This is a genomic window from Novosphingobium sp. HNCC26DJ243 (genome assembly GCF_057180545.1).
In genome coordinates, this window is the sequence record NZ_JBXUGN010000003.1 from 62,809 (window position 1) to 76,348 (window position 13,540).

Annotated in this window: 14 protein-coding genes and 1 tRNA gene; 1 reads left to right on the plus strand and 14 read right to left on the minus strand. The window is 62.9% G+C overall.

Annotated elements, in window-relative coordinates; translation table 11 throughout:
- Positions 1 to 80 precede the first annotated feature (80 nt).
- From fabZ to rpsB, 11 genes are all read right to left on the minus strand, one after another.
- Complete coding sequence (fabZ, locus tag AC2A04_RS10645; protein ID WP_484212320.1) at positions 81 to 554, minus strand: 3-hydroxyacyl-ACP dehydratase FabZ; 474 nt, start codon at positions 552 to 554, stop codon at positions 81 to 83.
- A 22-nt stretch (positions 555 to 576) separates the two neighbouring features.
- On the minus strand, positions 577 to 1,263 hold the full coding sequence (locus AC2A04_RS10650; protein ID WP_484212321.1) for an OmpH family outer membrane protein: 687 nt from the start codon (positions 1,261 to 1,263) through the stop codon (positions 577 to 579).
- On the minus strand, positions 1,263 to 3,857 hold the full coding sequence (bamA, locus tag AC2A04_RS10655; RefSeq protein WP_484212322.1) for an outer membrane protein assembly factor BamA: 2,595 nt from the start codon (positions 3,855 to 3,857) through the stop codon (positions 1,263 to 1,265). The genes AC2A04_RS10650 and bamA overlap by 1 nt, the downstream gene beginning before the upstream one ends.
- Positions 3,858 to 4,144: 287 nt before the next feature.
- On the minus strand, positions 4,145 to 5,266 hold the full coding sequence (gene rseP / locus AC2A04_RS10660; protein ID WP_484212323.1) for an RIP metalloprotease RseP: 1,122 nt from the start codon (positions 5,264 to 5,266) through the stop codon (positions 4,145 to 4,147).
- A complete protein-coding gene (locus tag AC2A04_RS10665; protein WP_484212324.1) occupies positions 5,266 to 6,423 on the minus strand; it encodes a 1-deoxy-D-xylulose-5-phosphate reductoisomerase in 1,158 nt (385 codons plus the stop codon). Before AC2A04_RS10665 ends, rseP begins: the two co-directional genes overlap by 1 nt.
- 4 nt (positions 6,424 to 6,427) lie before the next feature.
- Positions 6,428 to 7,171, minus strand: coding sequence for a phosphatidate cytidylyltransferase (locus AC2A04_RS10670; RefSeq protein ID WP_484212325.1), 744 nt, complete (start codon positions 7,169 to 7,171; stop codon positions 6,428 to 6,430).
- Positions 7,161 to 7,805, minus strand: a complete 645-nt coding sequence (gene uppS / locus AC2A04_RS10675; protein ID WP_484212673.1) for a polyprenyl diphosphate synthase — start codon at positions 7,803 to 7,805, stop codon at positions 7,161 to 7,163. The genes AC2A04_RS10670 and uppS overlap by 11 nt, the downstream gene beginning before the upstream one ends.
- A gap of 62 nt (positions 7,806 to 7,867) precedes the next feature.
- Positions 7,868 to 8,425 (minus strand): ribosome recycling factor, encoded by a 558-nt coding sequence (gene frr / locus AC2A04_RS10680; protein WP_484212326.1) that lies wholly within the window; start codon positions 8,423 to 8,425, stop codon positions 7,868 to 7,870.
- A 2-nt stretch (positions 8,426 to 8,427) separates the two neighbouring features.
- A complete protein-coding gene (pyrH, locus tag AC2A04_RS10685) occupies positions 8,428 to 9,150 on the minus strand; it encodes a UMP kinase (protein WP_484212327.1) in 723 nt (240 codons plus the stop codon).
- Positions 9,151 to 9,302: 152 nt separating this feature from the next.
- Positions 9,303 to 10,229: a translation elongation factor Ts gene (gene tsf, locus AC2A04_RS10690; RefSeq protein WP_484212328.1), complete on the minus strand. Its 927-nt coding sequence runs from the start codon at positions 10,227 to 10,229 to the stop codon at positions 9,303 to 9,305.
- Between the two features lie 120 nt (positions 10,230 to 10,349).
- Positions 10,350 to 11,108 (minus strand): 30S ribosomal protein S2, encoded by a 759-nt coding sequence (rpsB, locus tag AC2A04_RS10695; protein ID WP_484212329.1) that lies wholly within the window; start codon positions 11,106 to 11,108, stop codon positions 10,350 to 10,352.
- A gap of 403 nt (positions 11,109 to 11,511) precedes the next feature.
- Here rpsB and AC2A04_RS10700 point away from each other — a divergent pair, with 403 nt between their 5' ends.
- Positions 11,512 to 11,790 (plus strand): hypothetical protein, encoded by a 279-nt coding sequence (locus AC2A04_RS10700; RefSeq protein WP_484212330.1) that lies wholly within the window; start codon positions 11,512 to 11,514, stop codon positions 11,788 to 11,790.
- Here AC2A04_RS10700 and AC2A04_RS10705 read toward each other — a convergent pair.
- The 3 genes from AC2A04_RS10705 to AC2A04_RS10715 form a co-directional block, all read right to left on the minus strand.
- A complete protein-coding gene (locus AC2A04_RS10705; protein ID WP_484212331.1) occupies positions 11,738 to 12,595 on the minus strand; it encodes a CDP-alcohol phosphatidyltransferase family protein in 858 nt (285 codons plus the stop codon). The two genes, AC2A04_RS10700 and AC2A04_RS10705, sit on opposite strands and share 53 nt — an antisense overlap.
- Positions 12,592 to 13,341, minus strand: a complete 750-nt coding sequence (locus AC2A04_RS10710) for a phosphatidylserine decarboxylase (protein ID WP_484212332.1) — start codon at positions 13,339 to 13,341, stop codon at positions 12,592 to 12,594. The genes AC2A04_RS10705 and AC2A04_RS10710 overlap by 4 nt, the downstream gene beginning before the upstream one ends.
- Positions 13,342 to 13,448: 107 nt before the next feature.
- Positions 13,449 to 13,534: transfer RNA gene (locus AC2A04_RS10715), tRNA-Tyr, on the minus strand.
- Positions 13,535 to 13,540: the final 6 nt, after the last annotated feature.

The following is a 13,540-nucleotide window of genomic DNA, read 5'->3' on the forward strand; positions in this document are numbered from 1 at the left end:
AAGGCGAGAACTCGTGCCTCAAGCGCACGTTTAACCGGCCTGGGGCCCCCGCCTTCGCGAGGGCGCGCGACTAATGCCTATCAGGCGTCAGCGATCATCGCCGTGAAGCTGACCTCGCAGGTGACCTTGTCGCCGATCATCGCCTTGCCGGCGAATTTGCAGACGCGGCTGCGCTTCTGCGTGAATTCGACGTGCAGGTCGAGCAGAACGCCCGGTTCCACAGGGTTGCGGAACTTGGCTTCCTCGATCGCCATGAAATAGACCAGCTTGCCCGAGCCTGCGAGACCCAACGATTCCACGGCGAGAACGCCTGCGGCCTGGGCCAGCGCCTCGATCTGGAGAACGCCCGGCATGATCGGACGACCGGGGAAATGACCCTGAAAGAACTGCTCGTTCATCGACACGGCCTTCACCGCATGGATGCGCTCATTCAGCGTAAGCGATGCCACGCGATCGACCAGCAGCAGGGGATAGCGGTGCGGGAGCGCCGCCATCACCTTGCGCACGTCGTAGTCGAGGATCGCGCTTTCCGGCGCGGTCGTTGCTTCAGTCATTTCCCCGTCCCTCGCGACTGGCTTACCGGCCTTCCGGTGCCTTCTTGGCGGGCTGGCCAGCGGCGGCCGCACCCTGCTGCTGGGCAGCGGCAGCCTGAGCCTGCTGTTCACGCTGGGCGCGCGGCAGCCAGCCTGCGGGCGGCACGAGCTGGGCCGAGGGGATCAGCTTGTTGAGCTCGGTCAGGATATCCTGATTGAGGTTGTAGGTCTGGCCAGCCTTGATGATCGACTGCGAGTCGAGCACGACAGAGATCTTCTTCTTGTCCATCGCCGTCTGGGTTGCGGCATCAAGCTTGTCGCCGATCTGCTCGAGCACGTACTGCTGCGAGAGGTTGAGCGGCTCGAGGATCTTCTGGATCTCGGCCTCGCCGGCCTGCTGGATCTGCTGGATCTGCTCGTACTGAGCCTGCAGCGCGGCGCGGTTCGGGTTTGCGGCCTTCGAATCGGCTTCAAGCTTGGTGATCAGCGGACGAAGCTGCGCTTCGATCTGGCCCTTGCGTGCATTGGCCTGATCGATCTGCGGCTTGTAGGTCACCGGACGCTGCTGCTGCGCGGTCTGATAGGCGGCAGAGGCCGCGACGACGGCAGGCGGGTTGGCGATGGCGATGCCGGGAGCAATCACGCCAGCCGACTGTGCAGTGGCAACGGCAGGGGCGACGGTGGCAAGGGCAACGCTTGCGAAAAGCGCGGTAGCAAGACGGGTCTTCATCAGAACTGGGTTCCTACGTTGAATGTGAAGGACTTGGGATCGTCGCCGTTGGCCTTCTTCAGGACCTTGGCAAAATCGAGACGGAACGGACCGAACGGCGAGTTCCAGTTGACGCCGATGCCGACGGAAACGCGTGGCGAAGGCGTGTCGCCGACGTACTCTTCCACATAAGCCGGAATCGACGTGTAGAGCGTGTTGGCGGTATTGTCCGGAGCCTTCGGGTTGCTGACGATGGTTGTCACGCCCTGATAGGTCTGGCTGTAGAGCGTGACCGGCGTTGTCACGTTCTGCGTCTGCGGACGCCTGATGCCGAAGACCGCACCTGCATCGAGGAAGATCGACGGACGAAGGCCGAGTTCACGCGCGCCTGAGCCCAGCGGGATCTCGAGTTCGGCACGGCTGAGGTAGTAGTACTTGCCGCCGAGCGAGTCATCGACCCACTGGTTGCGATCGGTCGAGGGCGAATCCACCACCCCGTCGTTGTTGGTATCGACCAGATACTTGCGAAGTACGCGCGGCCCGACACCGCGGATGTCGAAGCCGCGGATCTGCGGTTCGCCCAGGAAGAAGCGGTCGGTCAGGCGGACGTCGTCGATCGACGGATCGTTCGAACGGTTGGCCAGCGCCTTGATGATGCCGCCTTCACCGCGCACCGAGAAGATGAAGCCGCTGCCGAGCGGGAAATACTTGGCAGCGTTGGCGGTGACGCGGGCATACTTCACCGAGCCGCCAAGGCCGGCAAAGTCGGTGCCGATCACGAATTGCGTGCCACGGCTCGGACGCAGGCGATTGTCGAGCGTGTCATAGACCAGTGACAGACCGATAATCGAACTGGTGCGCTTGCCGATGGCATCGCACAGATAGCGGCCCGCGAGCAGCGGCTCGCAGGTCTGCACGCCATCGCCGTTGAGATCGGCGTAGAACTGGCTCTTCGACAGGGTCACGTCATCGAGATTGAACGTATAGCGTCCGATCAGCGACATGTACTCGGTGAGCGGCACGCCCGCGCGAACCTGGAAGCCCGTAGTGGCCTGCTTGTAGGTCGTGTTGCGGTCCGAGTTGAAGTAGTTGAAGCTGTTGTAGTCGCGACGGTAGATGTCCACGCCGGTCGAGATGTTCTTGTCGAACAGGTACGGCTCGGTAAAGCTCAGCTGGACCGAGCGCGAATAGCGCGAATAGTCGACCGAAAGACCCACCGTCTGACCGCGACCGCGGAAGTTGTTCTGACGGATCGAACCCTGGAAAATAAAGCTTTCAAGGCTCGAGAACCCGGCCGAGAGCTGGAGTTCGCCGGTCGGCTTTTCCTCGACGTTGGCTTCGAGGATGATGCGATCGGGTGCGCTGCCCGGCTTCTGCTCGATCTCGAACTTCTCCTGGAAGTAGCCGAGCGACTTGATGCGGTTGGTCGAGCGCTTGATCTGGAACGTGTTGAAGGCATCGCCCTCTGCGAGACGGAACTCGCGGCGCACGACCTTGTCCTGAGTCAGCGTGTTGCCGTTGACGTCGACGCGTTCGACATAGACGCGCGGGGCTTCGGCGATGCGGAAGGTGACCGACATGGTCAGGTCTTCCTTGTTGCGCGAAAAGTCCGGACGAACGTCGGCGAAGGCATAGCCAAAGGCGCCAGCGGTTTCCGTCAGCGCGTCAACCTGATCTTCGACGGTCTTGGCATTGTACCAGTCGCCGGCCTTCATCGGCAGGCGCTTGGCCATGGCATCGGAGTCGAAATCGCGCAGCTGGCTGTCGACCTTGACGTCACCAAACTTGTAGCGATCGCCCTCTTCCACCACGTAAGTGATGATGAAATCGCGCTTGTCCGGCGTGAGCTCGGCCACGGCCGAGACAACGCGGAAATCGGCATAACCTTCGGTCAGGTAGAACTGGCGCAGCTTCTGCTGGTCGAACGCGAGGCGATCGGGATCGTAGCTGGTGCCGGATGAGAACAGGCGGAAGAAGCGCGCTTGCTTGGTGACCATCTCACCGCGCAGCTTGCCATCGCCAAACTTCTCGTTGCCGATGATGTTGATCTGGCGGACCTTGGACTTCGGCCCTTCGCTGATCTCGAACACGATATCGACGCGGTTCTGATCAAGCATGACCATCTTCGGTTCTACCGAAGCGGCGAAACGGCCCTGGCGCTTGTAGAGTTCGATGATGCGAGCAACGTCGGCACGGACCTTCGAGCGGGTAAAGATCTGGCGCGCCGCGAGCTTGATCTCGGGCAGAATCTTGTCTTCCTTGAGGCGCTTGTTGCCTTCAAGGATGATGCGGTTGATGACCGGGTTTTCCTTGACCTGCACGACCACGTCGCCGCTGTTGTTGCGGATCGAGACGTCGGCAAAGAGTTCGGTCGCGTAAAGGTCCTTCAGGGCCTGGTCGCCGGTGGCCTGGGTGTAGGTCTGACCGGGGCGAAGGCGGATATAGGACAGGATCGTATCGGGTTCGAGGCGCTGCGAGCCTTCGACAGTAACCGTGCGGATCACATCACCGACTGGCGCCACGACGGCAGGGGCTGCGGGCGCAGGCGGAGCAGCAGGCGCGACGGCCTGCGCAAATGCGACCTGCGGCACGGCAACCAGCGCACTGGTTGCCATGAGGGCCGCGCAGAGCGGAGATGCCTTGGCGGTCCGAAATCCAGCCCGGTCCGCGTTACGTCCAATGATCACCAAGCGCCATCCCGTATGTTGTGGCGGCTGGACGCCCGCGAGGAGTGCCCGGCCGCGGCAAGCAATGTTGCCCTGTGCCCCATGCCAAAGGGCCAATCAAGCAAACATTGCCCCCAAGTTATGTGGAAAACTCCTGCGTCACCCCTGACTTGCCGGATGTGCGCGACCGTCGAACGGGCCTCGCAATGCAAAAGTCGACTACCCTCCGACCATGATCAGCCCCCGAAGAGCTTCAGCGACGCCACATCGTTGATCGTGACGAAGAGCATCAATGCCATGACGAACGCGATGCCGGTGCGGAACGCCCACTCCTGCCCGCGCTGACCAACCGGTTTCCTGCGTATGGCTTCCGCCGCGTAGAAAGCGAGGTGGCCCCCGTCGAGAACCGGGATTGGCAGCAGGTTAATGAACCCCAAGTTAATCGAGATCAGGGCGACGAATCCGACGAATGCTTGCCACCCCGAAACCAGTTGTTCCCCCGAGTACTTGGCGATCTTGATAGGACCGCCCAGTTCCTTGACCTCGCGTTTGCCGGTGACGATCTGGCCGATGCCGGTGACCATCATGCCTATGATATCGCGCGTTTGCCCAACGCCTTCTGCCACAGCCTCAAGCGGATCGACGCGCACGATTTCATAGCTTTTCGGGCTGACCCCGAGGAAACCGATCTTCTGGGTGTTACCGAAGCGATCGCTTTCCATCTTCACGTCGGCGGTGCCCGCCACTTCGATCTGTCGACCATCACGCAGAATCACCAGATCGAGCGGGTCGCCGGGGAATTGCCCGACCTCCAACCGCACGTCGAGGAACGAATCCATGGACTTGCCGTGAATCGAGACAATCCGGTCGTCTGGCCGCAACTGCAACCGCTCGGCCGCAGAGCCGGCCTGAACCTCGCCCACGACTGGCGGGATCACGACCTTGCCATAGGCCAGCGTGAAGCCTGCCAGGATCAGCACGGCGAACAGCAGGTTGGTGACCGGGCCAGCGAGCACAATCAGGGCGCGCTGGTAAAGCGGCTTTGCCGGGAACGTGCGGTTGCGCTCTTCGGCCGAAAGCGCGAGCCATTCGGCGCTGGGCTGGCTGGCCGGGTTCATGTCGCCAGCGAACTGGACGTAGCCGCCAAGCGGCAGGATCGAGAGTTTCCAGCGGGTGCCGCGCTTGTCGGTCCAGCCCGCGATTTCCTTGCCGAAGCCGATGGAAAAGACATCAGCCTTCACCCCGAACCAGCGGCCGACAAGATAGTGGCCGAGTTCGTGGATGAACACGAGCGGCCCCAGCACCAGCACGAAGGCCAGCAGCGTCGTCAGGATTCCGGGACTCTCAAGTGGCGGCATTACCTAACAGGCTCCATCAATTCGCGCGCCCTCGCCCGCGCTTCGGCATCAATCGCCACAACATCCTCAAGGCAGGTCGGCGCAGGCGCGAAGCCCTGGGCAAGCACGTCCTCAACCGATTGCACGATGCGGGTGAATGCAATCTGACCGCCCAGGAATGCGGCGACCGCTATCTCATTGGCAGCGTTGAGCACGGCAGGCGCAGCGCCGCCTGCAATCACCGCCTCGCGCGCAAGCCGGGTGGCGGGAAAACGAACCTCGTCAGGCGCACGAAACGTAAGCTGGCCGATGGCCGCAAGGTCGAGCCGATCGCAAGGCGTATCCATGCGCGCGGGCCAGGCCAGCGCCGAGGCGATCGGCACGCGCATGTCCGATGGCCCCAGCTGCGCAAGCGTCGATCCATCGCGATATTCGACCATCGAATGGACGATCGACTGGGGGTGGACGATGATGCGCAGGCGTTCGACGCCCACGGGGAACAAGTGGAACGCCTCGATGAATTCCAGGCCCTTGTTCATCATCGTGGCCGAATCGACGCTGATCTTTGCCCCCATCGACCAGTTGGGGTGCTTGACCGCCTCGGCGGGCGTGGCGCGGTGGAGCTGGTCGAGCGTCCAGTCGCGGAACGGGCCGCCGCTTGCGGTCAGCGTGATAGCGCGTACATGGGCAAGTTCGTTGCCCTGCAGGCACTGAAAGATCGCGTTGTGTTCTGAATCGACCGGCAGCAGCGTGGCACCGTAACGGGCGACCGCGGCCGTCATCACATCGCCTGCGGAAACAAGCGCTTCCTTGTTGGCAAGCGCGATAACGCCGCCCTGCTCGATTGCCGCCATGGTGGGGGCAAGTCCCGCACAGCCGACGATTGCGGCGACGGTAACGTCTGCGCCGCGCGCAGCTGCTTCCACTAGCGCGGCGGGACCAGCGGCGGCTGCGATGGTGGTGCCGGACAGGGCCGCACGCAGGGCAGGAAGCGCCGATTCCTCCGCGACGACCGCGACCTCAGCTCCGAACTCGCGGGCGAGCCGGGCGAGGTCTTCGGCATTGCCATTGGCGGTGAGCGCGATTACTCGCCATCTGTCGTTTTCGCGCCGGATCAAGTCGAGCGTGGATGCGCCGATCGATCCTGTGGCACCGAGGACGGAGATCGAACGGGTCATCGCCTCAGAACCCGGCCTGAGTGGCCGCCCAGGCCGTCCCGGCGATGATCGCGACCGGCAGGAGACCGTCGACGCGATCGAACAGGCCGCCGTGGCCGGGGATCAGACGCGAGGAATCCTTCACCCCTGCCCTGCGCTTGAGCCAGGATTCGTAGAAGTCTCCGGCTTGTGCAAAAATGGCCAGCACCGCACCGACCAGCGCGGCCACGCCCACGTTGGTAACCTCGAACGCAGAGGCGAGGCTTGGCCCAGTGGGGCCCATCGCGGAAATCAGGTAACCTGCGGTAAGCACCACGAGCGCGGCCCAGATACCGGCTGCAGCCATGCCGCCAGCAAGACCGGACCACGTCTTCGACGGACTGATCCTCGGCGCGATCTTGGGCCCGCCGAGCGAACGTCCGGTAAAATAGGCACCGGTGTCGGTGCAGATGACGAGACCGAGAACGGCAAGCATCAGCGGTTCGGGCATGACCGCCAGCGCCAGTGCGCCCCAGCCGATGTAGATCGCACCGGCAATGACCATCGAGGCAAGGCGCGGAGTCCCATCAGCGATCTTGCTGGCAAGCAGGACGTATTCGACGAAGACGCCGAAGCCGACTGCGGCAACGAACAGATCGAGGACCACGCCGCCAAACCAGAACGCCGTGCCGGCGATCGCCAGCATGACCACCGCTGAAGCGACGCGCACCTTGAGGTCGGATGCCTTCGGTTCGGCCACAGTGACCGCGACAGCAGGTTCAGCGTCCACCGAAGCGCCTTTCGCGCGAGGCGAACTGGCCGAGCGCCTCACGCAAGTGCGCGGGCGTAAAATCGGGCCAGAGCACGTCGGTGAACCACATCTCGGCATAGGCCGCCTGCCAAAGCAGGAAGTTGGATAGTCGGATTTCACCCGAGGTGCGGATCAGCAGGTCAAGTGGCGGCAGGCACGCGGTATCGAGTTCGGCCTCGATTGCCTCGGGCGTGACCGGCCCCTTGGCAGCGGCGCGCGCGGCGGCGCGGGCGATTTCTTGCTGCGAGCCGTAGTTGAGCGCAATTGCGAGAGTGGTGCCGGTATTGTGCGCCGTGCGCGCCATCGCATTTTCGATCATTTCGACGATATCGGGCGCAAGAGCCTGATAATCGCCGATGATCTTCAAGCGCGTGTTGTTGGCAATGAACTCGTCTAGATCATTGCGGATAAAAGTCCGCAGCATGCCCATGAGATCCGCGATCTCGTCTGCCGGACGCTTCCAGTTCTCCGAGGAGAAGGCATAGAGCGTCAGCGCCTCGAGCCGCATGTCGCGCGCGGCGCGGGCAATCTCGCGCACGGTATCGACGCCGCGCTTGTGCCCGAAGGCGCGCGGCATCAAACGCTTCTTGGCCCAGCGGCCATTGCCGTCCATGATGATGGCGACGTGCCGCACGCCGCTGCCCACGCCATCACCATTCGAGGCGGGGACCGCACTCACTTGCCGAGGATTTCCTTTTCCTTGGCGGCAGCGGCCTCGTCGGCCTGCTTGATGATCTCGTCGGTCAGCTTCTGGAGATCAGTCTCGGCGCGCTTGCGCTCGTCCTCCGAGATTTCCTTCTTGTTTTCATCGGCCTTGAGCGCGTCCATGCCATCGCGACGCACGTTGCGGATCGCGATGCGCGCGTTCTCGGCATACTTGCTGGCGAGCTTGGCGAGTTCCTTGCGGCGTTCCTCGGTAAGGTCGGGGATCGGCAGGCGCAGGGTGTTGCCATCATTGATCGGATTGAGGCCAAGCCCCGCCGAGCGGATCGCCTTTTCGACAGGGCCGATGCTCGACTTGTCCCAGACCTGCACGGTGAGCATGCGCGGTTCGGGTGCCGAAATCGTGGCGACTTGGGTGATCGGCATGTGCGCGCCATAGACGTCGACCATGATCGGTTCGAGCAGCGCGGTGTTGGCGCGGCCGGTGCGCAGACCAACGAGATCGTGCTTGAGCGATTCCACGGCGCCCTTCATGCGGCGCTCGAGATCGGCCTTGTCAAACTTCGCCATGTTCAGGCTCCTTTCTGTACGACCGTCTGCGTGCCCCCGCCCGCCAGAACACGGGCGAGATTGCCCCGTTCGCGGATCGAGAAGACGACGATCGGAATAGTGTTGTCACGACACAGGGCCACGGCGCTTGCGTCCATGACCTTCAGATTGTCTGCGAGAACCGTGTCGTAATCGACGGTTTCATAACGCTTTGCCGATGCGTCCTTCTTGGGATCGGCATCATAGACGCCATCGACGCTGGTGCCCTTGAACAGGGCATCGCACTTCATCTCGGCGGCGCGCAGCGCGGCACCGGAATCGGTGGTGAAATAGGGGCTGCCGACACCGGCTGCAAAAATGACGATGCGGCCCTTCTCAAGATGACGCTCGGCGCGGCGGCGGATGACTGGCTCGCACACCTCGTCCATCTGGATGGCCGACTGGACGCGGGTTTCGACGCCGATCTGCTCGAGCGCGTTCTGCATGGCGAGCGCGTTCATGATCGTGGCAAGCATGCCCATGTAATCGGCCTGGGCTCGATCCATGCCCTTGGCAGCGCCAGCCATGCCGCGGAAAATGTTGCCACCGCCGATGACGAGGCAGATCTCGAGCCCGCTGTCGCGCGCGTCCTTCACTTCCTGGGCGAGCCTGGCGACATAGTCGGTGTCGATGCCGAACTGCTGTTCGCCCATCAGCACTTCGCCCGATAGCTTCAGGAGGATGCGCTTGAAAGTGGGCAGGCTCATGGGTGCTTGAAACTCGTCAGGAAGGAAGTGGCCGCCCTTATACCCCCGTAAAGGGCCATGCCAAGGGCGTGCACAATAAACAGACATGACAAACCCCGCACCGGCAGGCCTGCAGATGCAAGCCGCCCGTGCGGGGATTGATTTAGCCAGACTTACTTGATGCCGGCGGCGGCAGCCACTTCGGCAGCGAAGTCGGTCTCTTCCTTCTCGATGCCTTCACCGAGCTGGAAGCGGACGTAGTCCTTGAGCACGATCTTCGAACCGGCTTCCTTGCCAGCGGCGTCGACGACCTGCTGGATGGTCGACTTGTTGTCCATCACGAAGATCTGCGAGAGCAGCGCGTTTTCCTTGGCGTACTTGGCGACGGCACCGTCAACCATCTTGGCCTGGACTTCAGCGGGCTTGCCGCTTTCGGCAGCCTTCTCGGCGGCGACCTTGCGCTCACGCGCGATCAGGTCGGCGTCGAGGTCTTCGGCAGTGAGAGCCTGCGGGAAGGCAGCGGCGATGTGCATCGCGATCTGCTTGCCCAGCGCTTCGAGAACGTCGGCAGCGGCTTCGGATTCAAGCGCGACGAGCACGCCGATCTTGCCGAGCGCAGGAGCGGCTGCGTTGTGCATGTAGGGCACGACCACGCCATTTGCGACCGAGACGTGCTTGATGCGGCGCAGCTGCTGGTTCTCGCCGATGGTGGCGACATTGTTGGTCAGCTTGTCGGCCACGGTGCCACCATCGGGGTAGGCAGAGGCCTTGAGCGCCTCGACATCGGCAGCGCCGGTGCTGAGCGCGACTTCGGTCGACTTGCGGACGAAGTCCTGGAACTGTTCGTTCTTGGCGACGAAGTCGGTTTCCGAGTTGACTTCGACGGCAACGCCCTTGGTGCCCGAAACGGCGACGCCGACCAGGCCTTCAGCGGCGGTGCGGCTCGACTTCTTGGCGGCAGCGGCAAGGCCCTTGGCGCGCAGTGCGTCGACGGCCGCTTCGAAATCGCCACCTGACTCGTCGAGAGCCTTCTTGCAGTCCATCATGCCGGCGCCGGTGCGCTCGCGCAGGTTCTTCACGTCAGCGGCGGTATAAGCCATCGCGTTGATCCTTTATTCTTGAAACGTAGGAAGGCCGCAGCAGATGCCGCGGCCCGTAAATCATGTCCGGGACAGTTCGGTGACGGTGACCGGCAGGCCACCGTCACGCGAATATCCAGATCAGGCCTCGGCCGTGACTTCTTCAGCCAGCGGTTCTGCCATGGCGCCGAGATCGGCACCCGAAGCGATTGCGGCGTCACGGCCACCACGGGTCGCGGCGGCGGCCACGGCTTCGCAGTAGAGACGGATCGCGCGGCTGGCGTCGTCGTTCGCCGGGATCGGGAACGCGATGCCTTCGGGCGAAACGTTCGAATCGAGAATTGCGACGACCGGGATACCAAGAACGTTGGCTTCCTTGATCGCCAACTCTTCCTTGTTGGCGTCGATCACGAACATCACGTCGGGAATGCCGCCCATGTCGCGAATGCCGCCGAGCGACAGTTCGAACTTGTCACGCTCACGCGTGAGCTGGAGGACTTCCTTCTTGGTGAGGCCCGCGGTGTCGCCCGAGAGCTGCTCTTCAAGCGCCTTGAAGCGCTTGATCGAACCCGAGATCGTCTTCCAGTTGGTGAGCATGCCGCCCAGCCAGCGGTGGTTGACATAGTGCTGGCCGGCCGCGCGCGCGGCCTGGGCAATCGGCTCCTGCGCCTGGCGCTTGGTGCCGACGAACAGGACCTTGCCACCAGCCTGGACGGTGGCCGCGATGAACTCGAGCGCACGCGCCATGAGCGGAACGGTCTGCGACAGGTCGAGGATGTGGATGCCATTGCGCGCGCCGAAGATGTACGGCTTCATGCGCGGATTCCAGCGGTGGGTCTGGTGGCCGAAGTGGGCACCGGCTTCGATAAGCTGGTGCATCGTGACGACTGGTGCCGCCATAGAGAAATTCCTTTCCGGTTGTGCCTCCGGGAAGCTCAGAACCGCGCGGAGATCCCGCTATCGGCACCGGTGAAGTCGCTTCCCGTGTGGATTGCCGCTCTCGCCTGTGGACACCACGTCCTCAAGAACCCTTCGGCGGGCCGGCCCTTAGACCAGCATTACAGGGAAATCCAGCCGGAAATGGTGGAAATTGCCGGCAAGCTTCCGTTCACTCGTCGACCGTTCGCAACAACGTGCCGCATTTTACGCTTGACGCGTGAGAACAAAATAGGAACATTAGGTTCATAACCGAATCAGTCCTCGGTCAGACAGGAACAATACCGCAATCCACAAGTTTTCCACAGGTCTCTCCCGATCATGTCAGGAACGGGCCGAAGGGAAAGAAAGCCAAGGAATCGCGCCGATGCTCGCACTGCTCTCCACGCTCGTCTTTGCCGCCGCCGCCAGTTTCGCGGTTGCTGCCGTTTTCGTGACGATGCAGGGACGCCGAGCGCAGATTTCGTCTCTGCTTGCCGATTATCGCTCACTCCAACAGGATCGCGAATTCCTCGTCCGGATCATTTCGACCGGGCCGGACATGGCCGTGGCAACGCCGACCAAGGCACCACGCCGCGTGCAGCGTCGCGCAGTCAAGCAGGTGGAAGCGGTTCGGTCCGGACGCTCGCTGCGCGCTGCCGCTTGACGCGGGCATAGCGAATCACACCCAAAGGCAGTGACAGCACGTAGATTACGCAGATCCCGACGAGGGTCAGCCACGGCTCGGTAAGAAGCGCGGCAATTACGAGACCCATGAGTGCGATCAGCTCCAACCGCACGCTGCGGCGCGGTCGGATCGAAGTCCAACTTAGCGTGGCGATGTTCGAGATCATCAGGAACGCGATCAGCACCAGCCAGGGACCGACGACGATCGGCAGGCGGAAAACGGAATTGTCGGTCGCTATCCAGAGATAGAGCGGCAGAAAGGCAAGACCTGCACCGACCGGCGCGGGTATACCGGTAAGGAAACCTGCCGATTTGTGTGGCTGATCCTCGATGTCGATCCGGGCATTGAACCGGGCAAGCCGCAGCGCACAGGCGATGGCAACGGCAAGTGCTGCGAACCAGCCGACGCGGGGCGCTTCCTGCAACGACCACAGAAACAGGATCAATGCAGGCGCAACTCCGAACGACACGTTGTCCGCAAGACTGTCGAGTTCCGCTCCAAAGCGCGACTGGGCCTTGAGCAGGCGCGCGATACGCCCGTCAATGCCATCGAGCAGGCCTGCGATGATCACTGCGGCCACGGCCCTGCGCCAGTCCTCGGCCACAAGCACCGGATCGGTGCCCGACGCAGCCGTAACGGCAAAGCGAATACCGGTGAGACCCGAGCAGAGCGCCGCAGTAGTGATCGCATTGGGCGTCATCGCCCGTAGTGTCAGCCCGCCAGGCAGGCGGCCGCGACGGGGGCTGCGGGGCGCCTCGAGGTCCTCGACCGGGGGATAGTTCATTGTCCGATCCCTTCGATCAACGGAGCCTCTCCGATTTCCGCCAGCACGGTTTCGCCGGCAATTGTCGTCTGCCCCATCAGGACTCTGGGCTCGGTCCCGGCCGGCAGATAGACGTCGACGCGGCTGCCGAAGCGGATCAGGCCAACCCGCTGCCCGCCCGCCACGATGTCGCCTCCCTTGACGAAAGGCACGATGCGACGCGCAATCAGCCCCGCGATCTGGGTAAAGCCGACCTGCACGCCGTCAGGCCTCTCGACGAGGAAGTGCTGGCGCTCGTTCTCTTCGCTCGCCTTGTCGAGATCGGCGTTGAGGAACTTGCCGGGGATGTAGACCACGCGGCGGATCGTTCCGGCAACCGGCGATCGGTTGATGTGGACATCAAACACCGACATGAAGATCGACACGCGTGTGACCGGCGCCTCAGACATGCCGCGCACGCCGCTGCCATCATCGGCACAAAGTTCACGCGGCGGCGCTACTTTCTGGATCGAGGTGACGACCCCGTCTGCCGGGGAGACGACGATCGTCTCGTCGCGCGGCGTGATGCGGACGGGATCGCGGAAGAAGGCAAGAATGCCAAGCGTCAGAAATGCGAGCGGCCAGGCAATGGTCTCCCAAGCCATCAATGCTGCGCCTACACTTGCTGCTGCGCCGATCAGGGCAAATTTACGGCCTTCGGGATGGACGGATGGCCAAGACCATCCGGCCGTGCCGCGACCACGGTTATCGAGAATTTCTCCGGACATCGAACCCATCTAGGCGTTGGCGCGCGCAGGAACAAGCAATCTTGGCCGCGACCGGGCGGACTGGCGCGGATGAGAGACAGAAGGCCTGGCTGGCAGAAGAGGCATGGTGGTGGACAGGGCTAGATTCGAACTAGCGTACGCTTGCGCGGGCAGATTTACAGTCTGCTGCCTTTAACCACTCGGCCACCTGTCCACACCA

Coding starts and splice junctions, on each gene's coding strand:
- fabZ (WP_484212320.1), bottom strand. CDS start 554: ATGACTGAAGCAACGACCGCGCCGGAAAGCGCGATCCTCGACTACGAC.
- AC2A04_RS10650 (WP_484212321.1), bottom strand. CDS start 1,263: ATGAAGACCCGTCTTGCTACCGCGCTTTTCGCAAGCGTTGCCCTTGCC.
- bamA (WP_484212322.1), bottom strand. CDS start 3,857: ATGGCAACCAGTGCGCTGGTTGCCGTGCCGCAGGTCGCATTTGCGCAG.
- rseP (WP_484212323.1), bottom strand. CDS start 5,266: ATGCCGCCACTTGAGAGTCCCGGAATCCTGACGACGCTGCTGGCCTTC.
- AC2A04_RS10665 (WP_484212324.1), bottom strand. CDS start 6,423: ATGACCCGTTCGATCTCCGTCCTCGGTGCCACAGGATCGATCGGCGCA.
- uppS (WP_484212673.1), bottom strand. CDS start 7,805: ATGGACGGCAATGGCCGCTGGGCCAAGAAGCGTTTGATGCCGCGCGCC.
- frr (WP_484212326.1), bottom strand. CDS start 8,425: ATGGCGAAGTTTGACAAGGCCGATCTCGAGCGCCGCATGAAGGGCGCC.
- pyrH (WP_484212327.1), bottom strand. CDS start 9,150: ATGAGCCTGCCCACTTTCAAGCGCATCCTCCTGAAGCTATCGGGCGAA.
- tsf (WP_484212328.1), bottom strand. CDS start 10,229: ATGGCTTATACCGCCGCTGACGTGAAGAACCTGCGCGAGCGCACCGGC.
- rpsB (WP_484212329.1), bottom strand. CDS start 11,108: ATGGCGGCACCAGTCGTCACGATGCACCAGCTTATCGAAGCCGGTGCC.
- AC2A04_RS10700 (WP_484212330.1), top strand. CDS start 11,512: ATGCTCGCACTGCTCTCCACGCTCGTCTTTGCCGCCGCCGCCAGTTTC.
- AC2A04_RS10705 (WP_484212331.1), bottom strand. CDS start 12,595: ATGAACTATCCCCCGGTCGAGGACCTCGAGGCGCCCCGCAGCCCCCGT.
- AC2A04_RS10710 (WP_484212332.1), bottom strand. CDS start 13,341: ATGTCCGGAGAAATTCTCGATAACCGTGGTCGCGGCACGGCCGGATGG.